This is a genomic window from Methanosarcina sp. UBA5, from assembly GCF_002505485.1.
Taxonomy (GTDB): domain Archaea; phylum Halobacteriota; class Methanosarcinia; order Methanosarcinales; family Methanosarcinaceae; genus Methanosarcina.
This window is the reverse complement of sequence record NZ_DAVG01000114.1, coordinates 34038-56845: the sequence shown is the minus strand read 5'-3', so window position 1 is coordinate 56845 and position 22808 is coordinate 34038. Positions and strand designations below refer to the sequence as shown.

General features: G+C 40.2%; 21 protein-coding genes. 8 read left to right on the top strand and 13 right to left on the bottom strand.

Features of this window, described 5'->3' with window-relative positions; genetic code table 11:
- Window positions 1-27: 27 nt before the first annotated feature.
- Window positions 28-162, top strand: a complete 135-nt coding sequence (locus tag BP621_RS17260; RefSeq protein ID WP_394339315.1) for a GNAT family N-acetyltransferase — start codon at window positions 28-30, stop codon at window positions 160-162.
- Window positions 163-485: 323 nt separating this feature from the next.
- Here BP621_RS17260 and BP621_RS14515 read toward each other — a convergent pair whose 3' ends face one another.
- On the bottom strand, window positions 486-1109 hold the full coding sequence (locus BP621_RS14515) for a flavodoxin family protein (RefSeq protein WP_292391236.1): 624 nt from the start codon (window positions 1107-1109) through the stop codon (window positions 486-488).
- A gap of 135 nt (window positions 1110-1244) precedes the next feature.
- Window positions 1245-1793, bottom strand: a complete 549-nt coding sequence (locus tag BP621_RS14510) for an HdeD family acid-resistance protein (RefSeq protein ID WP_292391234.1) — start codon at window positions 1791-1793, stop codon at window positions 1245-1247.
- A gap of 1129 nt (window positions 1794-2922) precedes the next feature.
- Between BP621_RS14510 and BP621_RS14505 the strand changes: the two genes are divergently transcribed.
- A complete protein-coding gene (locus BP621_RS14505; RefSeq protein ID WP_292391232.1) occupies window positions 2923-3168 on the top strand; it encodes a hypothetical protein in 246 nt (81 codons plus the stop codon).
- An 873-nt stretch (window positions 3169-4041) separates the two neighbouring features.
- On the opposite strand, the gene BP621_RS14500 is transcribed toward BP621_RS14505, so the two are convergent.
- Entirely contained in the window at window positions 4042-6207 is a 2166-nt protein-coding gene (locus tag BP621_RS14500; protein WP_292391230.1) for a DUF2341 domain-containing protein, read from the bottom strand.
- 226 nt (window positions 6208-6433) lie between these two features.
- On the opposite strand from BP621_RS14500, the gene BP621_RS14495 reads away from it, so the two are divergent.
- Window positions 6434-6949: a deoxyuridine 5'-triphosphate nucleotidohydrolase gene (locus BP621_RS14495; protein WP_292391228.1), complete on the top strand. Its 516-nt coding sequence runs from the start codon at window positions 6434-6436 to the stop codon at window positions 6947-6949.
- 249 nt (window positions 6950-7198) lie between these two features.
- Entirely contained in the window at window positions 7199-7996 is a 798-nt protein-coding gene (locus BP621_RS14490; protein WP_292391300.1) for a 2-amino-3,7-dideoxy-D-threo-hept-6-ulosonate synthase, read from the top strand.
- A 1252-nt stretch (window positions 7997-9248) separates the two neighbouring features.
- On the opposite strand, the gene BP621_RS14485 is transcribed toward BP621_RS14490, so the two are convergent.
- Entirely contained in the window at window positions 9249-10244 is a 996-nt protein-coding gene (locus tag BP621_RS14485; protein ID WP_292391226.1) for a radical SAM protein, read from the bottom strand.
- A gap of 1267 nt (window positions 10245-11511) precedes the next feature.
- Here BP621_RS14485 and BP621_RS14480 point away from each other — a divergent pair.
- The 4 genes from BP621_RS14480 to asd all read left to right on the top strand — a co-directional run bounded on the left by BP621_RS14480 (window position 11512) and on the right by asd (window position 14658).
- Window positions 11512-12612 carry a CobW family GTP-binding protein gene (locus tag BP621_RS14480; RefSeq protein WP_292391224.1) on the top strand — a complete coding sequence of 367 codons (1101 nt, stop codon included), beginning with the start codon at window positions 11512-11514 and terminating at the stop codon, window positions 12610-12612.
- A gap of 160 nt (window positions 12613-12772) precedes the next feature.
- Complete coding sequence (locus tag BP621_RS14475; protein ID WP_292391222.1) at window positions 12773-13081, top strand: hypothetical protein; 309 nt, start codon at window positions 12773-12775, stop codon at window positions 13079-13081.
- A 237-nt stretch (window positions 13082-13318) separates the two neighbouring features.
- Window positions 13319-13501 (top strand): indolepyruvate ferredoxin oxidoreductase subunit alpha, encoded by a 183-nt coding sequence (locus BP621_RS14470; RefSeq protein ID WP_292391220.1) that lies wholly within the window; start codon window positions 13319-13321, stop codon window positions 13499-13501.
- Between the two features lie 128 nt (window positions 13502-13629).
- Window positions 13630-14658, top strand: a complete 1029-nt coding sequence (asd, locus tag BP621_RS14465) for an aspartate-semialdehyde dehydrogenase (protein WP_292391218.1) — start codon at window positions 13630-13632, stop codon at window positions 14656-14658.
- Window positions 14659-14828: 170 nt separating this feature from the next.
- Here asd and larC read toward each other — a convergent pair whose 3' ends face one another.
- The 9 genes from larC to BP621_RS14420 all read right to left on the bottom strand — a co-directional run bounded on the left by larC (window position 14829) and on the right by BP621_RS14420 (window position 22755).
- A complete protein-coding gene (larC, locus tag BP621_RS14460) occupies window positions 14829-16019 on the bottom strand; it encodes a nickel pincer cofactor biosynthesis protein LarC (RefSeq protein ID WP_292391216.1) in 1191 nt (396 codons plus the stop codon).
- A 56-nt stretch (window positions 16020-16075) separates the two neighbouring features.
- Window positions 16076-16882 carry a nickel pincer cofactor biosynthesis protein LarB gene (larB, locus tag BP621_RS14455; RefSeq protein ID WP_292391214.1) on the bottom strand — a complete coding sequence of 269 codons (807 nt, stop codon included), beginning with the start codon at window positions 16880-16882 and terminating at the stop codon, window positions 16076-16078.
- A gap of 313 nt (window positions 16883-17195) precedes the next feature.
- Window positions 17196-18395: an aldo/keto reductase gene (locus BP621_RS14450; RefSeq protein ID WP_292391211.1), complete on the bottom strand. Its 1200-nt coding sequence runs from the start codon at window positions 18393-18395 to the stop codon at window positions 17196-17198.
- A gap of 213 nt (window positions 18396-18608) precedes the next feature.
- The gene (locus BP621_RS14445; protein WP_292391209.1) at window positions 18609-19148 is read right to left on the bottom strand and encodes a flavodoxin family protein; all 540 of its coding nucleotides are present in this window, start codon (window positions 19146-19148) and stop codon (window positions 18609-18611) included.
- Window positions 19149-19252: 104 nt separating this feature from the next.
- Window positions 19253-20395: an aldo/keto reductase gene (locus BP621_RS14440; protein WP_292391207.1), complete on the bottom strand. Its 1143-nt coding sequence runs from the start codon at window positions 20393-20395 to the stop codon at window positions 19253-19255.
- A gap of 51 nt (window positions 20396-20446) precedes the next feature.
- The gene (locus tag BP621_RS14435) at window positions 20447-21019 is read right to left on the bottom strand and encodes a flavodoxin (RefSeq protein ID WP_292391205.1); all 573 of its coding nucleotides are present in this window, start codon (window positions 21017-21019) and stop codon (window positions 20447-20449) included.
- A gap of 51 nt (window positions 21020-21070) precedes the next feature.
- Entirely contained in the window at window positions 21071-21364 is a 294-nt protein-coding gene (locus BP621_RS14430) for a cupin domain-containing protein (RefSeq protein ID WP_292391203.1), read from the bottom strand.
- 225 nt (window positions 21365-21589) lie between these two features.
- Window positions 21590-21832: a hypothetical protein gene (locus BP621_RS14425; RefSeq protein ID WP_292391201.1), complete on the bottom strand. Its 243-nt coding sequence runs from the start codon at window positions 21830-21832 to the stop codon at window positions 21590-21592.
- A 2-nt stretch (window positions 21833-21834) separates the two neighbouring features.
- Entirely contained in the window at window positions 21835-22755 is a 921-nt protein-coding gene (locus tag BP621_RS14420) for an iron-containing alcohol dehydrogenase (RefSeq protein ID WP_292391199.1), read from the bottom strand.
- Window positions 22756-22808: the final 53 nt, after the last annotated feature.

The following is a 22808-nucleotide window of genomic DNA, read 5'->3' as shown; positions in this document are numbered from 1 at the left end:
TCACTCGTAGTTGAAGTTGACTGAAAAATAGCTGGGCATATTCTCTTTTTCCCTGTAGTAATCAAATTAGAGGAAGGAATAGAAAAAGAGACGATTTCACTTGCCCCGGTTGCAGTCTTGCCTGAGTTCCAGAGGCAGGGAATAGGAAGCGAACTCATATGAGAAGTGATAAAAGCCTGCAAGCGGCTAGGATACTATTCCATTATAGCGCTGGGGCATCCTGAATAGTATCCGAAATTCGGGTTTAGGCAGGCAAATGCCTAGGGAATCACAGATCCCTTCGGCGCACCTGTTGAAGCGTTTATGACACTGGAATAAAAGGAAGGCACGCTTGAAAGATCAGCAGGGATTGTAGAATACCCAGGCGAGTTTTATGAAGTTTGAAAGAATGAAATAAAGTTTAAAAAGGAAAAAGAAAGTTTAAATTGAGTGAAAAAGGTTAAAGTAGTAAAAACCAAAAATAAAAAGAAAATAAGACGAGAAAATCAGAGAAATGGAATCATGCTTGACTCGGCTCTTCTGAACTCAGGATCAGAAAGAGGGGAAGTCGAGACCAATTTTCCGAGCTCTTTTGCTTTTTCAAGCAGCTTGGGCCTGAATGAAACTTCAAGCTTATCCGTGCCCGCCGCAATAACGGTTTCCAAGACATCAAAGCCGAGATAGTAGAGAAGTCCGGCTGTGTATTCAAAATACGGTTTGAAGGCATCCCTGTCCGAACTGCCCTGGGAAAAAACAAGGATCAGTTTTTTATTATCAAGCCTGCTCGAAAAGTTAGGCCTTAAGAAGGCGGTCAGGCGGTCGATTAAGAGTTTAGTCTGGGCAGTCATCTGCCACATGTAAACAGGAGAGCCGAGTACAACAGTGTCTGCAGCCTGGATCTCTTTGTAAAGTTCCTGCATGTCATCGTCTATTGCACAGCAGCCTGACTCCTGGCATCTGCAGCAGGCGTCACAGCCTTTAATACTTAGAGAGGCTAAATTGTAAATTACTTTTTCTGCACCGTTTTCGGTAGCTCCATCAAGAATTGCGTTTACAAGCTTTGCGGTGTTTCCATTAATATTAGGACTACCCACCAATCCAAGAATTTTAATGCTAGAACCCCCGTTCAAACGTTTAAAAAGTTCAAATTTTAAACAATGTAATAAAAGAATAAATGTTTGACTAACATAAAAAGATTTCTCTTATTCAAAAAAATTTATAAGTTTTTGTGGAAGTTCGGAAAATTTTCCCGCAAAATTCCGTATTCAGGCTCGTATTTTTATTCCCCAGACAACTGCTCCAATTCCCCCGATAATAAGGAAAAATCCGAATATCCAGGGTAGGATCAGGACTCCTGCCAGAGAGTTAGTCAGCAGAAGCAAACCAAGGATTATGGTAAGAGCGCCAAGAATACCCGTACCCCACCCCCCTCCTTTAAGTGCTGAGGTAAGTACCACAGCACCGTTGATAATAGCTAATGCTCCTATGAAGACAATGAGGAGCTTAAGAACTATGTAAGGACTGATGATAGGGTACATTAGTATGACAACTCCTGCAATAATGCTCAGAATGCCTGAAAGCAGCTTCCATTTCCCGTCCTTCGTAAATATCAGCGCTCCTATTACAGCAACAATTCCTTCTGCTAGCCAGAAAATGGCCAGGAGTTGTATTAACAGAATAGTAGTTGCTATAGGCTCGTATAAGAGGAATATACCTATAACAATAGCAATAATCCCTTCCAGAAGTATAGACCACCAGGGTGCTTGCGATACTTCTAACTCCGTTTTGGACCCAGTACCAATTGGTTGCTCCATATATTCCATCTCCTTTATTCATTTGGGCCTTATCACTATGCCTGCTCCAGATACAGGTATAGGCTCAGTTAAAGAGATTTATTCATCCTGAATCACAGGATTTTTCTTCCAGAATATTTTTGTACATATAAAACAAACCAGAGCCAAAGAGAAAATTGCCTTTCCCTACAAAGAAGGAAGTTCTCCTGTTTGGAAAATGCACTGATATAATTTATTGAATGTGTACAAGCTCACCCTCTATTAATTCGTATTTGGGAAGAAACTTTGTTACCGGAGCTGACTGGAGTGCATTGCTTCTTTCATTTAAAGCACCGGTTCAATGCGGCTGCAGCAAATATCCACAATCAATGTCTCTTTGAGATCGGATTTCTTTTATTATAACAATTCAATTTTCCATTTCACATTCGACTAAAGGCAAATATGTGTATATAATTATATAAATTATCGAATATAAAACAACTTATTACTAATTCTCAAAAAAGATCTTTGTCTAGGATAGGACTTATACGGTTGAACTGAGAAATCAATAGCATTAAACCTTCAACTGTCTAAAACACTAAACAAGTCACAATGCCGAAAGTGCTTGATTTTGTACTTCAAGTACGTAAGTCCTAAGATTGAAGAATATGGATAGATATATTTTTGGAAATTAAGTTTCTGCTCAAAGGTTTGCCATAATATAAACTTCTCTTCCGAGCAGCCTTATTCTTTTGAGTCAGGCATACTATGATTTTTGACTTTTTTAATGAGACCATCCCAAAACCAACATAATTGCTACATCAATATCAGTTTCCAGACCTTTTTTGAGATCCGAAACTCGATTGATTAACTACATTTGAGATTTAAGGAGTAGTTTTGAGTTTTGGGATCAACTTAATTATTACTCATTTCGTATTTATTTTTCTTCTAATATTATATTCCTTGAATACTAATCATCAGGTGGTACAATTTGAAATCGAGACTTTCTATTATTTTCTGCACTTTTGATTGATTGCAGTCAATCGCTAGTGGGATCGATGGTAAAGTTTGGTGGTTCCAGAAGAGATAAAAAAGTCTCTAAAAATAATAATTGTATCGCAGAAATTATCAAAATTTTGTTTTATGAATATCATTAAAGGGGTAGGTAAACATGGACAAAGGACATTCAATGGGAACGCACACAATGACGCATGCTGGAGCGATGCCTGCTATTGTGGAACTTATGACTGAAATGTGGGGACTTCTAACTGAAGAACAGAAAAAGAAAGTTATGGTAATGAGAATGGAGATACTAACGCAATGGATGGAAAATGAAATAATTAATGAGGAAAAGATGACCGAGTTAAAGAAAAAAGCTATAGCTGACATTCGAAAGGTACAAGAAATGATGAAATAAAAACATAAATTCAACAGAAGAACAATATCGAAATTTGTCGACGTCCAGGTTTTTACTTGGATTTCAATATAGTTAGAGTGGCAGATTCTTTTCCTTTCCATATCTACTGGAAAATGCAACTCATAAAAGTATCTCTAAATGAATATGGACTTTACACAGTACAAGTTAATAATGTAAGTAACTTGGCTGCTTCACTAATTTGTTGGATTATCATCAATGGTTTCCTGCTTATTGATGCTATAAAAGAATGTGATAAGGAGGTTCGGCTATATGACTAATATAAAAGTAAATGTCAGGTGGATGGATGGTTATTATGAGTCATTTGACTGCACAGAAGTTAGATTTGGTTTAGATCTTCTATGGATGATGTTGAATGACAACAAAAACCGACATATTCCACTTCGAAATGTACGCTGGTTTTCAGTTACACCGATAAGTCGCGAAATAATATGACTTGATGGTTATCATCTTATTTTTTCCAATAAACTTCTACAATATATTCTTTTTTAAAAGTTCATCTCATAATGAATTTTGTAAAATCTCCTCCAATCTTACCTTGATGACTCTCACCCATCTCTGAATCCGCAACTCATCTTGATCGTCATAACCTTATTGCTTATGTATTTGACGAACCTACTTCCTGCTTTTTTTGAAAACTTACACACTGAAAGGTTACTGGAAAAGGTATTCTGGGAGAATACCTTAATGATGAGGTTAGGACTTACACATTGGAGGTGAAAAACCAAGCACAATAGACGCTACGTCTAAATACATATTTTAGGCAGTTGAAGGTTTAGTACTATTGATTTCTCAGTTCAACTGCGTAAGTCCTAGTAACTTTTCAACATGCATTACTGACTTTTATATAGGCTCTTAATTTCTCTTTACTTTTAAGAAGAAAAAAGCTCCAAGCCCCGCAAGAATCACTGAGAGGACGTTAAATCCAGGAATTGGAGACTCCTTCTCTTCTGGCTGTGTTTGAGGCAGTTCTTTATAGGTATCGCAGTTGAAAACCGAGACTCCTAGGAAAGCCGAATCATCTGAATAATAATCTGCGAGGCCGGCAAAAAGCTGCTGTATTGAATACTTATCCTTAAAGCCTTCTTTCACAGAAATTTCTATTATTCCTCTTGAACCAGCGCCTCTTATCTCTCCCATTTCGAGGGCAACGACGTCAACAATACCTGAAACGGTGTTAAGCTCTTCAGTTTCGCCGGGATAAGCCCTGATAACGAAGGAATCAACAAAAGGAGTGATTTCCTTGATTTGCGATGCAGTATAATTAAGCGGAAGGCTTGCTGAGATGGATACGTTTTCTTCGGCCTTTTTATTGGCGGTTTCAAACAGCTTCCTGTAATCGATCGCGCTTTCTTCAGGGCTTTCCCAGGCAGAAGAGTTTACGTATATATCGACCCCATCAAAGGGAGCAAGGGACTTTTCATTATAATCAAGTACTGCGTCCAGAGTATTCTGGCAGAGGTTACCAGCTCCTTTTTTTGTGCAATTTACATCTTCCAGGAGCACGGCATGTACGGAAATTCCATTTTCATGAGCCATTTTCACAAAGCGCTCGTATTGCCATATATCTTCGCTGTTTACACTGAGAAAAATCGTATTTATGCCTGAAGAGTTGAGCTCTTTTGTAAGTGTAGAGAAATCGAAATTGTAAGGGGAAGAAAGCTTGATTCCGGAAATCTCGACATTGTATTTAGGGAATTTAGACTCTGAGGCACTGGTATCATTCTGGCTCAGATTTTCCTGCACCTGCGCCGCTCCTTCGAAAGTAGAGGTCTCAGAATTCAACTTGGACCCAGGCTCGGAAATGTCCTCAGATTTATTTTCAGAGACATTTTCAGAATTATTTACAGATTCACTCTTAGAATTGTTTAGAGAATCACTTTTAGAATTGTTTACAGAAAAGTCTTTAGAGTTATTTACGGAACCATTTTCTAAAGAAATTCTATTTTCTCCCTGAGCTGAGATAACCTTGACCATTGGTTCGGTTCCTACAAATTTTCGAACCAGCGCATAATCAACTGCCATACAGCCTGTGTTTTTTGAGGAATCCTTGTAAGAAGCAGCATATAGATAAATATGCATCGGGAGATTGGTTACGGAATCATTAGAGGCAAAATCCATTTTAGAGTCGCGGATACCATTTTTAAACCAGGATACTTTGGGAGCATTGCTCTCTTCATACCAGGCAATTCCTGAGACATACCATTCTCCTTCAGGAACACTAACATCAGTAAGATCATAGAAAGTGCTCTTTTGCTTCTCGTAAATTGTTTCCAGGCCCACTCGGCTTTCATTAGCAAATTCGGTCTCATGTTTGATTTCATTGCTTCTGCTGTCAATCTGGTCTACAAAACCTTGCTGCAGTGAAGGCCCTCTATCATCCTCACCTGTGGTAACCTTCATTCTTTTGACCACAAACATAGAATTGATGTTAAAATTGTTTTTGCTGTAAACCATAGAGAAATCATGAACATGAGGACTCGGAGCTGAAACGTTACATATTCCATTTTTAACTTCAACCAGGCCTCCTCCTTCATTTTCAACATTCCAACGAAACTCGTTAAGGCTGTTGCCCTCGAAATCATCAAAAAAGTCAAATGTATTCTCTCCACTACTCACAGCTTCAGCTCCGGGGTTTCCATACCTCATGAGGATTTTAGTGGTTTGGTTTGCAGAGAGAGATGGAAGCCTGACCCAGATAAGAGCTTCCTCATTTTCAGGCTTCCAAGTCTCAATCCAATAATTAAGTGTTTTATTCTCGGAAGAGAATCGAATGTCTGAACCGTCACTTTTTGCCTTTGAAAAATTAAAATTCGAAGAGTTTAAACGAACAAGGATAGGATACCCTTGTAGAGTTTTACCGGCGTTCTCAGTGATCAAAATTTCCTGAGAGTAGTTCCATGAGGTCTCTTCTGTGGAAATACCTTGCATTCTGTCCGTGGCAGCCAGGGCACAGCCTGTTAATAAGAATATAAAAAACACAGAGAAAATAATGTATGCAGTAGGTCTTTTTGCTATCATTAGAAGCCTCTCATAAGCCATTTATCAAACCCAATTGATTATTAATATGAAAATCTCGACAGGTGTGGTTATTACCTGAGAACAATAAACCTTTTCATAAATACCCGTCTAAAATAGAAAAGAGAATAATATTAATGATATAATAAAAAATAAAGACAGGAAAAGAGAAACTTCAGAAAGAGGGAATCCGAAACAGTAATAAAGAATCTTTTCAATTACATTTCCGATGACGCTTCTATCCAGCACAGAACTGAGAAAACTTATAAAGGCAAAGCCCTCTTTGCTTGAAAACGCCGTTGATATAGAAACCCAGATCCAGCCTAACGGACTTGAACTTACCCTCAAAGAGATAAAAACAATAGAAGGTTCTGGAGCTGTAGATTTTGACAATTCTGAAAGAAAGCTTCCAGATGGAAAAACTCTTGAATTCGGGAGTGATGGTTGGATTTACTTATCCAAGGGAATCTATAAAGTATTATTTAATGAAATCGTAAATATTCCCATGAACCTGGCTGCGATTGCAAAGCCACGGTCAACCCTTATTCGCTGTGGAGCTACCCTTGAAACCGCGGTATGGGATGCAGGGTACAGGGGTCGCAGCGAGTCAATGCTGGTAGTCTACAACTCGGCAGGCTTCAAGCTGAAGAAAGACGCCCGAATTATGCAGCTTTTATTCTATACCCTGGATGCGAAAGTGGAAGAAGGGTATTCAGGAATCTACCAAAACGAAAATACAGAATAAGGCCTCAAAGACTTTTCTAGGATTTTTTAAAAGCTCTTTGAACTTTACTCAATATTTTTTAAGTTTTATTTTATGTTTTTTAAGCTTTATTTTACAGTTTTTAAGCTTTATTTTATATTTTGAAGTTTTTTCAACCTTTCATTAGTGAAAAAAGAGTTTTAAAAAAGTAAATAGAAGAAAATTTGATATTTGAGTTCTTAGGAAATATACCAATAAAGTATATATTATCTGATTCGTAATATGCAGGCTATGAACATTATAGGTAAATCTGTACGGATGGAGCGTATATTCAATCGAAATACCGGCAATGCTATTATTATTCCTATGGACCACGGAGTTGGTGCAGGTCCGATTGAAGGACTTAAAAACCTTCAGGAAACTGTAAACAAGGTTGCAGAAGGCGGGGCAAATGCCGTACTCGGGCACATGGGGCTTGCAAAATACGGACACCGTGGATACGGGCATGATGTTGGTCTTATAATACATCTTTCAGCTTCAACTTCCCTTGCTCCTGATCCAAACCATAAGGTTCTGGTAACAACCGTAGAAGAGGCTATAAAAGTCGGAGCTGATGCTGTATCGGTTCATGTGAATGTCGGGGCTGAAGATGAGTACGAGATGCTACAGGGACTAGGATACGTGGCAGGAAAGTGCGACGAATGGGGAATACCGCTCCTTGCAATGATGTACCCGCGCGGAAAAAAGGTCCGCTCTGAATATGATGTGGATGTCGTAAAGCATGCGGCCCGAATTGGAGCCGAACTTGGAGCCGATATAATCAAAACAAACTATACCGGAAGCCCTGAAACTTTTAAAGAGGTAGTTGAAGGATGCCCTGTACCCGTAATCATCGCAGGCGGTCCGAAGATGGATTCTGAACAGGAATTGCTGGAAATGATCGAAGGGTCTCTCGAAGCCGGAGGAAAGGGCGTTGCCATAGGAAGAAATGTTTTCCAGGCCCAGGACCCTACAGGCCTTGTCCGAAGAATTGCAAAAGTAGTTCACGAGGGCGTAAGCGCGGAAGAATTATCGAAGTTGGGAAGGTAAGCCTGAAGGTTAAAAAGCCTGATGTAAAAATAAAAGCTAAAGTTTACCCGGAAATAAAAGTGAAATTTAAAATCAGACCGAAAGAAGAAGGTAAGGGGGGTCCAATTTCACTCTTTCCAGTGGAAATGAACGGGTTACAATTTTTTATAGAGATGCCATCTCCAAAATTATAGATAAATACACATAATGAATATAATAAGGGGCGTGAGTAAGACTTAATAGATCTCAAAAAGAAAAAACTCCGGGTTAAAAACTTTAAATTTCATGCCCTGGACTCACTAATATTATTCATTTCTTGTCATTTCCAAAACTTTACTCGATATCTGTATTTTAAGCTGCTAACCTTTTAAAATCTATCTAAGTTGAATTTTCTTTTCAAAATCAAATATGTAAGGTCTCTTTTTAAAGTTTCTTTGTTCGTTCTCAGAATTTGATTTTCTTTTTTGAAGTTACCGTCTTAAAAGTCACAGTTTTATTTCTTTTTATTCTACGCCCCTGAAAGTAATAATTTAACAAATAATTCTCAGGAACATTACAAGAGCAAATTAACCCAAAATCATCCCACGCGCTATACGCAGGATCGAATGATAAATGAAAAAATGTAGAATAAGAAAAAGTATTTTTTACACGGCATAACACTTTTTGAGACATTTTTGCGTTTGCTTGAAAAAGCCTGAATTTAACTCAGGTGTATGTATATACTCCAGGAAAAACCGGCTGTTAACCCATAGATTCCAGTGGAAATAATGGAGTACTGAAATTTCCAAGAACGAAAATAAAAATATGAGAATGAATGCGAGAAAGAAAACAAATATTTGAACACAGTAAGCGAATTGTAAATGAGTTATAAGAGATAGAGTTGGATAGAAAAGTGCTCCAGAACTTTTAAAAATCAAATCAGAAAAGAAAACAGGATCGTTTTCACATAAAAACTAAAACTCATAGGGCAAATTGAAAAAGTATATAGAAATGAAATAAAAAGAAAAAAAATGAAATAATCAATAGTAATAAAAAATTAACCCATGGAAGTTTCCAGTAGAAATAATGGGGTCTCTCTTAGAAGAATTAAAAGCAGGACTTATGTGGCTGAAATGGGAATCAATACATTAAACCTTTTATTGCCTAAAATACAGATTTAGCAAAAACGTCTATTGTACTTGATTTTTTGACTCAAATGCATGAGTCCTATATAAGACGGACTCTTTGAAAAAAAAATCAAACTTTTAAAGGAAAAATAAAAAAGTAGTAGAAATTAAAAATCAACAAAGGGAACAAGGTCACAGCCTGTACATTTCAGGCACATCGTTTTTGCAAGCTCTGGATCGAGCCTGTATTTCTTGAGAATTTCGGCTTCAAGCTTTGCAAGCTTTAAAAGACGCTCAGGAGACGGACGTTCCGTAAAGCAATCTCCGGCCCTCAGAGGATGCGGGTTTACCGGCCGCAGGACAGGAATTACTCCCATTTGTGCAAGGGTCTCGATTCCATTTCTTACAGAATCGTCACTTTCCCCAAGCCCTATTATAAAATTACTGAAAACCCGGTTTTTCCCGAAAACTTCCACAGCTTCCCTGAGTCTATCCAGGATATAATCAAGAGAAAGATCCCCACAAACATTTTTAAAGATATCCCGATCCATAGTTTCAACATTGTACTTGACTTCAGAAGCTCCTGCTTCATAGAATTTTCTGGAACACCCTTCAGTAGGGTACACCGAGACTCCAATGGGGACATTGTACTTTTTGAGAGCAGGAAGCAGTTTGAGCACACGCTCAACCTCTCCTTCTATTGAGGTTTCAACGCCCGAAGTAAGGGAAATAGCTTTCAGATTTCCTGCCCGCAAAACCTCATCAACTATACTCAGGACTTCTTCTTCACTCTTAACATGCCCCTGCAATTTGGGCACAGGACAGTATTTGCAGTCAAACACGCATTTTTCACAAAGGGTTATAAAAGCCTGATCAGGGCAGTGTGCAGGGGCATGCTCAAGTTTTCCCCGCACAAGCTCTTTTCCTTGATAAAAAACCCCAACATTTCCTTCGCCTTCAACTTTCAGAATCGAAAGCGGAGAGTCTTTATTTATGCTGAGCCTTACCCGTTTTTCTCCCGACCTGAAAAAAACGGAACTCGTACCTGCCCCCGGACCTGCAGTCGAACCCCGAGCCCGTGGGATAAGGGAGGAATCTACGGAAACCGAACCTATGGAAATAAGGAAAGCTTTCATTTCCGGCGAAATTAGATTGCTTTGCATGTAAATGCTCCTAAGAGTGACTACAAAATGATTACAAGAAATCAATCACTAAGTGATTTTGAAATAAATCTAGTTCTGCAGCTCCTTTATTTTCTCTCATCTTTACTAAGAAATATATAAATTATTCTGTTGATATAAATTAAGTTGTTTCCAGCCGATTCAAAACCAGAAGAAAATTTTCAGGATCTTACCCTAGCCCTTACCCTAAATTTATCCCCTTAAACCTGAAAAATTCAGGTTCAACAGATAATTTCATTTTTCTTTAGAACTGGTTTTTCACATATAGCCTGGAAAATATTCTATCACATAGATATCAATTATACCTCAATTATACCTCAATTATACCTCAAGTTTAACAGAATAAAATAAGGTGCGAAGCCCCCCACTTATACAGGCATAAGATAGTGTTATAACAATCATATAAGCTTATAACAATGAACTAGAATTATAATGATATGTTAATATCTGGATAATTAAATAACATTCTGTGTTAAAAATATTATATACTGTAAGAGCATAGTAAGAATTGCGTTCTCATCCCTTTAACACCCCATTCATTAATATCTACTCCACAAGTAAGGGATAAAACGGAAAGAGAATCAATTAAAACTCGCAACCCGTGAGTCCAGTACCTCAGTATCTCTTCCCACATATACAAAATCTCTTAAAACCTTTCGGAACTTCCAGGTTCTTTGATGAGAACGCAACCTATTTTTCAATATTAAAATCATATTACTGGTCTTCTTTCGAATCACCTCACATATCCGACCGACCGCTCTTGCCATGAAAAAGAGCCTAACCTAGATCCATCTTTTACTTAAATTTAGTCTGGAATTCTTTCTGATTCAGGTTGCATATTGTAGAGGTACAGCCGCCGGGAGAGAAACTGAAACTTTCTAAATTCGTCCTCATCAGTAATTGAAAAACCGTTTCTCAATTTATAAATTGGCCCTGTTGAACCGCAACTCTTGAGCCGCAACCGTTGCGCTGGTTGATCACGCCATCGCTCGGGGTAGGTTTTTCATTGCAACATTTTCGGTCAAGCCTTTTTTCAAAAGGGTTGTGATCACGCCGATAGGGTTTGGGATAAGGTTCTCAAACTCAAACGTTGCTAGGGATTTTCGATCAAACCTTTTCCCAAAAGGTTTGCATTACGCCGCGACTCTATTGACTAGGGGCTTACTGCCAATTTTATATATATCATAAAATAGATTATACCCCTTGACCACCTAAAAAACAATTTTATTGTCGAAAAAAGGAGAGAGACATGAAAGTTATGATCATAGGAGGTTTTCTCGGAAGCGGGAAAACAACCACTATACTGAGAATCAGCAAGCAGCTCAGTAATGCAGGGAAAAAGACTGCAATTATTGTAAACGAAATAGGGGAAATCGGGCTTGACGGGGATATTCTTACAAGCCCTGGCATTGTAACTGAAGAGCTTACAAGCGGCTGCATCTGCTGTACACTCAGGATAAGCATGCAGTATACCCTTCAGACCCTTGAGGAAGAGTTTGTGCCTGACATTGTTATTATCGAACCGACAGGAATCGCCTTCCCTGGGCAAATAAAAGAAGAAATCGAAACAATGGGACTCTCTGAGCTCTCCTTTGCCCCGATAGTAACCCTTATAGATCCTGGTCGGTTCGGGACCGAGGCAAAAGAGATCCCGAGATTTATAGAGACGCAGATAAAAGACGCTGAAGTTCTCTGCATAAACAAGATCGATGTAACGTCTGTTGAAACTGTCCTGGCTGCTGAGAAGATGCTCCATGTGATGAACCCTGAAGCCCGGATTCTGAAATTTTCCGCAAAACATCAAGATGAGCAATTCGAAAAGCTGCTTTTCCATCTCGCCGTGCCGGGGTTTAAAAAACCTTTCCAGGAAATGAAAAATTCCATTGAGCTTTCTGAAGTTTCGGCTTACTCAGCTCTTTATACCCTTGGATTGTGGGACTTCAGTCCTGAGGAAAGTGTACGTTTCGTAGAAGAAAACCTCCAGACCATTCAGGAGAAGATTAGGGAAATTAATCCTGAATTTGTAGGGCATGTAAAACTTTCCATAAAACTTCCGGAATCTGTGGTTAAGGGCAGTGTAACCTCTTCTAAAGAAATACCTCAGGTAGAGCTTCTCCAGGATCGGGAAAGTGAGAACACAGAACTCAGGCTACTTTCCGCAATTACAAAGATCCCCAAAAACAAACTCATAGGGATTGTTGAGAGTACTCTTGAGGAAAACCTGGAAAAATCAGGGATTTATTTTGAAAAAGAAGTTCACGAGCATGAGACTGATAGTCATGGTGAGAGTCATAGTGAACACGAAATTGAGCAAATATGCAGGATTAATATATACAGGAAAGATGAATGAAAATAGTGTAAAACTCATTTAAAGCTAAAACTTAGACCTAACTTAAAGCTATGGTAGAAACCTGCAATTAACTGAGAGAGTTACAATCACACTTATCCTTTTCGGAACTTATTAAAAAAGGATTGAGTTTAACAAATGAAAAAAGATAAGGAGTTTTGATATGAACGATGAAATTGATGAACTTGATGCTTATTTTGACAACAAAAGCGAGCCTACCGAAGGCGAAGCTGTCAAACTGGAACATATGATGATGGAAAAGATTTCCATAAATCCTGCAAGAAGAAAGCTCCTCCGGATTGTTGGAATCTTTGGAAAGACTGAAAAACAATTAAAAGAAGAATCCGGATTAAATGATTTCTTTTTTAAGTTCCACATGGATTTCCTGCTAAAGGAAGGTTTCCTGAAGATTGAAGAAGGAATGTATCGCCTGACTGATGCCGGAATTGCTATGCACGATTCGGTGTGTTGATAAACTTTTTTTAATTTATCCCTTTCTTTATAATTTTCAATGATATTTTTTAGTTGACTGATGGTTAACTCCATCCTGATTTTAGAAGGCTTCCTTTTGCTAAAAAGCGATAAGTTTTTATGGTTGTCTTGTCAATGGCGTTATGACCAAATTTTTCGATATCCAATGGAAGTTTCAAAAACGACCCATTTAATTTCCAGGTATATATCGAAAAATCAAAAAGGAGTGTGAATAAATATGCCAGCAACAGTTAATGCAGATGAATGTTCCGGATGTGGAACCTGTGTCGATGAATGCCCCAATGATGCAATTACTCTTGATGAAGAGAAGGGACTCGCAGTAGTCGACAACGATGAATGCGTAGAGTGCAGTGCATGCGAAGAGGCATGCCCGAACCAGGCAATTAAAGTAGAAGAGTAAAACGGTAATTAGTTGGAATAATCTGTTTATTCCAATTTTCTTTTTCCTTTTTATGATTTAGTTTTATGCATCAGTTTTATGAATCACTTTTATCAATAACTCTTATCTTTCCGGAGGTAGCTTTTTAAATGGTAGCAATTAAAGCGGGTATTTTAGGCGCTACAGGCGCTGTCGGGCAGAGATTTGTAGAAGCACTTGCAAACCATCCCTGGTTTGAGATTACAGCCCTTGCAGCATCCGAGAGAAGCGCCGGCAAAACATACAAAGAAGCCGCAGGCTGGAGATTAGACACAGCTATGCCGGAAAGCGTTGAAAATCTCAAAGTTGTCCCGGTAGACCCGAAAGCCGTAGATGCGGATGTGGTATTCTCGGCACTTCCTGCAGACCTTGCCCTGAAAGTGGAACCCGAATTTGCAAAAGCCGGGTTTGCAGTGGCAAGCAATGCCTCGTCCTACAGGATGGAAGAGGATATTCCCCTTGTGATTCCTGAAGTAAACCCAGAACATCTCGGGCTTCTCGAAGTCCAGCAGGATGCGAGAGGCTGGGACGGGTATATCATTACAAACCCGAATTGCTCCACAATTGTCATGACCGTTACCTTAAAGCCTCTTATGCAGTTTGGACTCGAAACTATACAGGTAGCCACAATGCAAGCGATCTCAGGGGCAGGTTTTTCCGGAGTTGCCGCAATGGCAATTTATGACAATATAATCCCGTACATAGGAAGCGAAGAAAAGAAGATGGAGACTGAAACTTTAAAACTCCTTGGTGAGTTCAATGGCTCCGAAATCACGCCTGCAGATGTGAAAGTAAGTGCTTCCTGCCACAGAGTCCCTGTAATAGATGGGCATACTGAAGCCATCTGGGCCGGAATGAGGGATAAACCGACACCTGAAGAAGTAAGGGAAGCTTTCCTGAACTTTGACCCAAGGCTGAAAGAACTCCCTTCCGAACCTGCAAAACCTTTGATAGTAAGAGACGAAATCGACAGGCCTCAGCCGCGCCTTGACCGCAATATGGGAAAAGGTATGAGCGTCTCAGTGGGCCGTATAAGAGAAGGAATCCGCTACATCGCAATGGGCCATAACACCATCCGCGGAGCAGCCGGGGCAAGTGTGCTGAATGCGGAACTCCTGCATTCCATGGGTAAACTTTAAATCCTGGCTGGATTCCAAGCAAAATAAAATGAAAAGTGAAAGCTTCAGAGTTTAAGGCTTTTGCTTTCCAGCTTTATTTCCAGTCCAGCTTTATTTCCAGTTTCGTTTACTCATTTTAAAACCTAGTAAATCGTTATTTACTTTTTTACTTACCTCATGCCTTGAGAATTTCAGGAAAAAAGCCTTCTTGCAGCTTCCTCTGCCTTTCTCATAACTTCTTTTACAGGGATACCGCTCGTTTTTGCGATTTTTTTGCAGTCCTCAAACTCGGCAGAGATATTGAGCAGGATTCCCTCAGAGTCTCTTGCAATCTTGACCGCAGCCTCATATACCTGCCCTTCTACCTCAAATTTAACCGGTTCTATCCGTCTGGCAGCCATCAACCTGTGCCGGGTAGGGATCACTCTTACTCCCAAAGACCCTGTCTCGATAATGATTTTCCGAGCGAGTTTTGCAGTGTCTTCTGGTTTTGCAATGACCTTAATAACATGAGCAGGACGTCCTTTTTTCATTGTTGCCGGGAGAATTGCAACATCCCTTGCTCCCATAGCAAGCAATTCTTCGAACAGGTTACCCAGGACTTCTCCGCTCACGTCATCAGCATTCGTTTCGAGAACCTCAATTATATCCGGAATAAGGCAAGAATCAAGTTCGCACAACATTCCCTGAAGCACGTTGGGTCCGGCAAGATCAGAATCCCCGGCTCCATAGCCTATTGAAATTACCCTGCCCTGAGGAAAAGCTTCAAGAGGTCTTGCAAAGTGAGCAAGAATTGCAGCCCCTGTCGGAGTAAGAAGTTCCTTTTGCTCAGTCCCCCCCATGAAATAGAATTTTCCTTTCCTGAGAAGCTCAAGGGTTGCAGGCGCTGGCACAGGCAGAACTCCATGTGCAGATTTTATTGTTCCGCTGCCCACGTTTATAGGGGTGCAGTAAACGGAATCACAGTTAAGGGAATGGATAGCTGCTGAAGAGCCGATTATATCGGCAAGCGCATCACTCTGCCCAACCTCATGGAAATGAAGTTTCTCAAGGTCAGGCTGCCCGTGAACTGAAGCTTCGGCCTCAGCCAGCTTCGAAAAGGTATCAAGTACACTCGCTTCCACACTGGAGGGCAGTTTTGCAGCTTTTACCACATCTATGAGTTCCGGATATGTGCGGACTGGCTCTTTTTCAGGCACGTTTATTCGGACATCCAGGGCCTTTATCCCCTTTTTCATAACTTTTTTTATATCCACGGATACGTTGACAGAAGCCTCTATCAGTTCTTTAACCGTTTTTCGGTCAGCCCCGAGATCGAGAGCGCATCCAAGGATCATATCTCCTGCTGCCCCTGAAAAAGGGTTGAATACAAGTGCTTTCATAAGATTCTTTCCTGCGTTTCGGTTTATTCCTTATCAATTTATTCCTTATTTCTCTGTTATTCTCCTTGATGCTCTGTCCTGTCTTCCTTACCGTGAGTGTAGGCAGCTGCAATCATATTTGCAATCCTGGCTGCGTATGCTCCCGCAACAAACCCTGCATCAATATTTACAACTGCGAGTGTAGAACAGGACTGGAGCATTGCCAGCAGGGCAGCTTTTCCTCCGCCGCCTGCTCCATAGCCTGTCGAAACCGGAAGCCCGATTACAGGTACGTCAACCAATCCTGAGACTATTGTGGGAAGCGTTCCTTCCCTCCCGGCTGCAACCACGATTGCTCCGGGCCTCGTGGCTTTCAATTTATGCAGGGCCGGAATCAACCTGTGAATTCCTGCAACCCCTACATCATAAACCGTAACCGTCTCACAGCCCATTTCTGAGGCTACAACCCTGGCTTCTTCAGCAGCCGGAATATCGGCCGTACCTGCCGAAACGATCCCTACGACACCCCCGGTTCTGGAGGCAGGCGTGCCGTCATGGATAACAACAGTGCGGGCCCTGCTGTTCCACTCAAGTTTATCCTGGCCGAAAGCCTGCTTTAAGGCTTCCAGATGTTCTGGCGAAACTCGCGTAATTAGGGCTCTTTTACTCTCTGCAACCATGACCCTCGCAATTTCTACCACGTCTTCAGGAGCTTTGCAATCGGCAAGAATAGCCTCGATCACTCCTGTTCTGCTTTTCCTATGAGAATCAAGTTTTGCTATATCCATATAGGAGACAAAACCCAGGCCTCGAGCCTGCTGCTCTGCACTCTCAAGATCCATTTTTCCTTCTTTAACAGCCCTAAGTATGTCAGTAAGATCCATGTATTAACCTTCGCCTAGAAGAATTAGATGCTTTAGCAATAAACAGTTTAAATACCAAGTTGTTAGATAACAATTTATTCGTTTGGAGTCTCTTTAGAATTTCGCGCTATACTTATACAAGCTTGATTTTCAGAATTATCTGTTGTTGCTTTGCAATTTGAGGTAAAAATTCAAAATTCTAAAGCTGGATGAGTATAGTTAACTGAACTTGAAGACAAATAGCAAAAAATGGAAATATTGTTTAATCTTTCAATAGATCAGCCTAGACAATATCTTCATTTTGCTTCTTTGGCACTTATATTTGTTTTCACTTTTAAGTTTGCTTCTTGAACAGCTGCTTTGCCATGGCAACTCTCTCCTCCAGATCAGATCCTTCAAGTTCTTCTACAACGGATTCGAGAATTGTTGGGACCTCAAGGTGCTGGGGACATTTCTCAAGGCACCGTCCACATTGTACGCACTGGGATGCAAATCCGGTTTCTCCGCCTAGAACACCACCCAGCCTTGCAGCATACATGAAATTTGCATCGCCTGCATTGTTGGACATGTACAGGTTGTTGTACGTTTCGAAACATAATGGAATATCCACTCCTGCCGGGCAGGGCATACAGTATCTGCAGCCTGTACAGCCTACTTTCATTAGTTCACGGTACTTCTGCTCTACTTTCTTTATTAGCTGCAGTTCGGCTTCAGTCAGAGAATTTGGGTATGCTTTGTCTGTCGCTGTAAGATTCTCTTCAATATGTGTTTCTTCGTTCATCCCGGAGAGGACAACTGTGACTTCTGGATGGTTCCATACCCAGCGAAGAGCCCATTCTGCAGCGGTTCTCTTTGTCGAAGCCTTATCCCATAGCTCTTTTACAGCAGGAGGCACGGGATTCGTGAGGTTCCCCCCACGGAGGGGCTCCATAATGATTACTCCAAGGCCTTTTGAAGCTGCATATTCTAATCCCCTGGTACCTGCCTGGTTATTTTCGTCCAGGAAGTTGTACTGGATCTGACAAAAGTCCCAGTCATATGCATCCACTATTCGATTGAAGTCTTCTCCCGAGCCGTGGAAGGAAAAACCTGCATTAATTATTCGGCCGTCAGCTTTGGCTTTGTCAAGGAAATCAGTTACACCCAGCTTTTCAATATTGTCCCACAGTTCACCAACGAGAGCATGGATGAGATAATAGTCGATGTGGTCTGTTTTGAGTTTCTCCAGCTGAGCATTCAGGAACTTATCCATATCCTCTCTGCTCTCTATAAGCCACGAAGGAAGTTTTGTTGCGAGTTTAACCTTCTCTCGATATCCGTCAGCAAGAGCATGACCTAAAAAAGGTTCGCTCTGTTCCATATGATAGGGCCAGGCCGTATCAACATAATTTACTCCCTGGTCGATCGCATAGCGTACCTGCTTGGTGGCTCTTTCTTCATCTATACTACCGTCTTCTTTTACGGGAAGGCGCATGCATCCGAATCCAAGTATCGAAAGTTCGTCCCCATTCTTTGGCATTTTTCGGTATAACATTTTTCATTCTCCTAAATTTTTGAATTGTTTTACTTGTCCCCTACTTTTTGATTGACTGTTTATTTTTTACGATAAATCATCCGTTAATTTTTGTAACTGATTGACTAATCACTCACGGAATGAGTGAAAAAATTAGTTTTTAGTTAGACCTCTCAAATAATCTTCAAATCTATTTTCGCATGATTCTGCTCTGCTCATCGTCTTATCCTTCGATCAAACCGTTTTTCCCATTTCACATGCCTGTTCCATAGCTTTGCTTCCTTTGATGTCTCCAATATTCCAGGCACCTGTTCCATAAATTACACCTTTTTCGTTTGCTCCTTCAAGGCAGGAAGTAAATCCACGGAATCCTTCAAATGTTCTCTCCATAGCCTGCTTACTATCGTCGGCTGCAGTCGCAATAAAATAAAAATCCTTATCGCTGATTTCTGTGTAACGGGAACAGGTGCGGTCAATTAGAGTCTTCATTTGACCATTCATCGTGTAGAAATACACTGGCGTAGCCATTACAATGACATCTGCCGCAATCATTTTTTCCAGGACTTCAGACATATCATCTTTTTGAGAACAGCCCTTTCCCATGCTATAACAGGCTCCACATCCTGTGCAGTAATTGATTTCCTTGTCTCTCAAAAATATTTTTTCTACAGTGTGTTCGGCTTCTTTTGCTCCAAGAATAAACTGGTCGCACAACAGGTCAGAGTTTCCACCTTTCCTCGGGCTAGCGGACAGTACCAGTACTTTTTTACTCATTGAAATTCTCTCCATATTTTTAGTTATAGTAATTTATCAAAACAACTCTTTCTCATAACCGTCAGTTTGTTCCGAAAATTGTTCGGTTAAATTCTCATTTATCATTATCTTGTTATCGGCAATCCCGGCCCGGCATCAAATTCCGCTGACACATCTTTTAAATACTCTGTTATCTTCAGATGCTGAGGACATGCCTTTTCACATTGTTTACAGTCTATGCAATCGCTAGCCCTACCATGAGTTGAAGTAAGGTTAAGATAGTAAACAAACTGGCTTGAAATATTATCAGTTACAGCACGCTTTGCACTATTATATAATGCAAAGTAATTCGGTATTGCAATATTCTTAGGACATCCTTCTACACAATATCTGCACGTTGTGCAAGGAATCGCAGTATTATCATTTATAATATCAATTACCTGGTTGATGATCCTGTATTCCTCCTCGTTAAGAGGTTTGAAGTCTGCCATATATGAGGTATTATCAAGTACCTGTTCCATGGTACTCATACCACTAAGTACCATCATGACGCCTTCCTGACTGGCAGCAAATCTGATTGCCCAGGAAGCAACGGAAGCTTCCGGATTATATACTTTCATCAGTTCTTCTGCTTTTTCTGGAACTAAGGCAAGATTTCCACCCTTGCAGGGTTCCATTACAAAAATTGACTTGTTATGTTTTCTTGCCACATCATAGCATCTTTTTGACTGAATGCCTGGATTCTCCCAGTCAATGTAATTGATCTGTAATTGAACAAAATCCAATTCCGGATGTGCAGTTAAAATTTCATCCAGCAGTTCTGGAGTGGCATGAAAAGAAATGCCCAGGTTCTTTATTTTGCCTTCTTCCTTTTTCTCCAAAGCAAAACCGAATGTATCGTATTTGCATGCCTGCTGATAAGCACTCACACCAATATTGTGAAGCAGGTAATAATCAAAAAATTCAACACCACAATTTTCCAATTGCTCATTGAAAATCCTATCCTGATCCTCCACTGATTTTAACATTCTGGGTGGAAGTTTCGTCGCAAGAGTAAATTCATCTCGGTTATGCCTTTTTACCAGAGCCTCTCTAATAGCTTCCTCACTCATGAATCCATGGTATGTATACGCTGTATCGAAATAAGTGAACCCTCTTTCCAGAAACATATCTACCAGTTTGTTTAATGTTTCTGTGTCAAACGATGTTTGATCATCTTTGTCCAGAAGTGGTAATCTCATACATCCAAACCCTAATCGTTTTGCCATTTTATCTCCCCTTGCTAAATGATTCATAGATGTCCTGTGGACTCGAACAGTTCATAAGGTCATACTGATTTTATTCAACCAATCTGCAACATCTTTTTTCGCTGCACTTACACGAGAACCATGAACAGCCAGCCCCTTCAAAAGCGTTGCTTTCGGACAAAGTTTTTCTATATCTTTTTCACTGCGGCCTAACCCACTCCCTTCATGCGTACAGAATGGAACAATAGTTTTTCCAGAAAAATCATATTTTTCCAGGAATGTAAACACTGGCATCGGAATCGTTCCCCACCAGTTAGGATAACCCAGTAATACCACATTATAAGAATCCATATTTTCTACATGTCTGGAAAGCTCTGGTCTGGCATTATTATGCAGTTCTTTTTTTGCCACGTTGGTGGTTTCCGTATAATCCTCAGGATAAGACTTTACTGTGTTAATACGGAAAAGATCGCCTCCTGTCATTTCCTGGATCATCTTGGCTACCACTTCTGTGTTACCTATTGGCAGATTCACAATCTTGCCACTAACATAGTTATTCCCCTCACGTGAAAAATAGGCTATCAGATATTTCTTTTCTATTAAATTCGTCATTTCTTGCCACTCACGTTCTCTTTGATTATCCATTGTCGAATATTATATTGAATAATTATCTTCCCCTTAGAAAATACAACTCTTTCATAAATTATTATTTTCATTCTCTTTCAAAGCGAGATATTCTTCATCAGTTACGGGTTCTAACCATTCTGCCGGACCTGCGTTAATATTTGTCTCAACGGAAAGATGCACAAACCAACTGTCAGGTGTTGCTCCATGCCAGTGCTTTACATGTGGAGCGATTTTTACTACATCACCAGGATTAAGCTCCTGTGCAGGCTTTCCTTCCTCCTGATAGTAACCACGTCCACCTGTTACTAACAGAATCTGTCCTCCCGGATGCTTTATGCCAGTTATTCCGACAACCTGGTTCAAATGTTACATTACCGATCGGACAATTAAATTCATTATCTTTCGGCACCAACATGCTAAGCCATGCGTTGCCTGAAAAATACTTACTAAACTGTTCCGGAAGTTTTTCACCTTTCGGGAAAATTACACTCTCACTTAAGTTTGATTTGTCCATATTTTGCTCTCCTTTAAAATTTTTCATGAAGCTTAATTCCTTGAATGTCAAAAATTTTTGTAATTCTCTAATTTTTATTGGTAAGATGCCCTGTAAATAGCAACGCAATCATCAATACTAAGCTCGGTCCTGTCGCAAAGGAATAGTCCGCCCATCGTATCCTTTGCGTTTTTAGCCATTGTTTCAAATTCTTCCGGCTTAATGCCATAATCGGACATTTTGAGGTCTGCAACACCACATTCTTCCTGCAATTTCACCAGCATGGTGATGAAATCCATCGGCTCTTTCGCATCCTTCATTCCCATTGCTTTTGCCATTCTTACAAACCTGTCATCGCATACATGCTTGTCAATAAGATGTGTAAATGCGCTTTGCTGATCATGATCAGACCTGCACCGTGCGGAAGTTCCTGATGATAAGCCGACATTGCATGTTCCAAGGAATGTTGACTTGTGCAACGCCCTACACTCCCAACCACGCCAGAAGGATTACTTCCAAAAGCCACCTTTTCACGTGCATCCAAATTTTTCCCATCTTTAACTGCTTTTACCAGGTTACGCCCCACATTTTCAATAGCTGTAATTGCATACACGTCACTCATAAGATTGACACCGTTAGAAACATACCCTTCTACACTATGAAATAACGCATCGAAGCCTTGATAAGCAGTATATTTCGGCGGCACAGATATCATAAGTTCTGGATCGATAATTGCCAAAACCGGAAACGTGTCGTCGTTACCAAGTCCGATTTTTTCGTGATTTTCTTCATGTGTTACAACGGCCCATGGATCAGTTTCGGAACCAGTTCCTGCTGTTGTTGTGATGGCTATCACCGTTAGAAAAACAGGGAGTGGTTTATGTTCCATTGCCTTCTCTTTTCCCGTTCCACCAAATACATAATCCCAATAATCTCCATCATTAGTAGCCATAACGGAAATTGCCTTTGCCGCATCTATACAGTTTCCGCCACCTAAAGCGACAATAAAATCACAGCTGTTTTCTTTTGCAAAAGTACCGCCTGCCATAACTGTTGATTTCAATGGATTTGCTTCAACTTTGTCAAACACAATAGTTTCTATTCCTGCTAATTTCAAGTGTTCTTCTGCTCTTGCGAGATAACCGTTCGCTCTTGCAGATTTTCCTTTTGAAATAACAATCATAGCTTTTTTTCTATGCAAATTGTTTAATTGACCTGCCCCGAACAAAGTTCTGGTAGGTATATACATATTGAAACTCATATCAAATCCTCAATCATAAGTCCTGTACTTTTTCTTCATTTGATGAATTCAAT

Bases quoted from the DNA above. Each gene is read 5' to 3' on its own strand.
- BP621_RS14440 (WP_292391207.1), bottom strand. From the start codon at position 20,395: ATGGCAAAACGATTAGGGTTTGGATGTATGAGATTACCACTTCTGGAC.
- BP621_RS14510 (WP_292391234.1), bottom strand. From the start codon at position 1,793: ATGGAGCAACCAATTGGTACTGGGTCCAAAACGGAGTTAGAAGTATCG.
- larB (WP_292391214.1), bottom strand. From the start codon at position 16,882: ATGGATCTTACTGACATACTTAGGGCTGTTAAAGAAGGAAAAATGGAT.
- BP621_RS14495 (WP_292391228.1), top strand. From the start codon at position 6,434: ATGACGCTTCTATCCAGCACAGAACTGAGAAAACTTATAAAGGCAAAG.
- BP621_RS14505 (WP_292391232.1), top strand. From the start codon at position 2,923: ATGGACAAAGGACATTCAATGGGAACGCACACAATGACGCATGCTGGA.
- BP621_RS14420 (WP_292391199.1), bottom strand. From the start codon at position 22,755: ATGAGTTTCAATATGTATATACCTACCAGAACTTTGTTCGGGGCAGGT.
- BP621_RS14435 (WP_292391205.1), bottom strand. From the start codon at position 21,019: ATGGATAATCAAAGAGAACGTGAGTGGCAAGAAATGACGAATTTAATA.
- BP621_RS14445 (WP_292391209.1), bottom strand. From the start codon at position 19,148: ATGAGTAAAAAAGTACTGGTACTGTCCGCTAGCCCGAGGAAAGGTGGA.
- BP621_RS14490 (WP_292391300.1), top strand. From the start codon at position 7,199: ATGAACATTATAGGTAAATCTGTACGGATGGAGCGTATATTCAATCGA.
- BP621_RS14470 (WP_292391220.1), top strand. From the start codon at position 13,319: ATGCCAGCAACAGTTAATGCAGATGAATGTTCCGGATGTGGAACCTGT.
- larC (WP_292391216.1), bottom strand. From the start codon at position 16,019: ATGAAAGCACTTGTATTCAACCCTTTTTCAGGGGCAGCAGGAGATATG.
- BP621_RS14480 (WP_292391224.1), top strand. From the start codon at position 11,512: ATGAAAGTTATGATCATAGGAGGTTTTCTCGGAAGCGGGAAAACAACC.
- asd (WP_292391218.1), top strand. From the start codon at position 13,630: ATGGTAGCAATTAAAGCGGGTATTTTAGGCGCTACAGGCGCTGTCGGG.
- BP621_RS14475 (WP_292391222.1), top strand. From the start codon at position 12,773: ATGAACGATGAAATTGATGAACTTGATGCTTATTTTGACAACAAAAGC.
- BP621_RS14425 (WP_292391201.1), bottom strand. From the start codon at position 21,832: ATGGCAAAAGCAATGGGAATGAAGGATGCGAAAGAGCCGATGGATTTC.
- BP621_RS14485 (WP_292391226.1), bottom strand. From the start codon at position 10,244: ATGCAAAGCAATCTAATTTCGCCGGAAATGAAAGCTTTCCTTATTTCC.
- BP621_RS14450 (WP_292391211.1), bottom strand. From the start codon at position 18,395: ATGTTATACCGAAAAATGCCAAAGAATGGGGACGAACTTTCGATACTT.
- BP621_RS14500 (WP_292391230.1), bottom strand. From the start codon at position 6,207: ATGATAGCAAAAAGACCTACTGCATACATTATTTTCTCTGTGTTTTTT.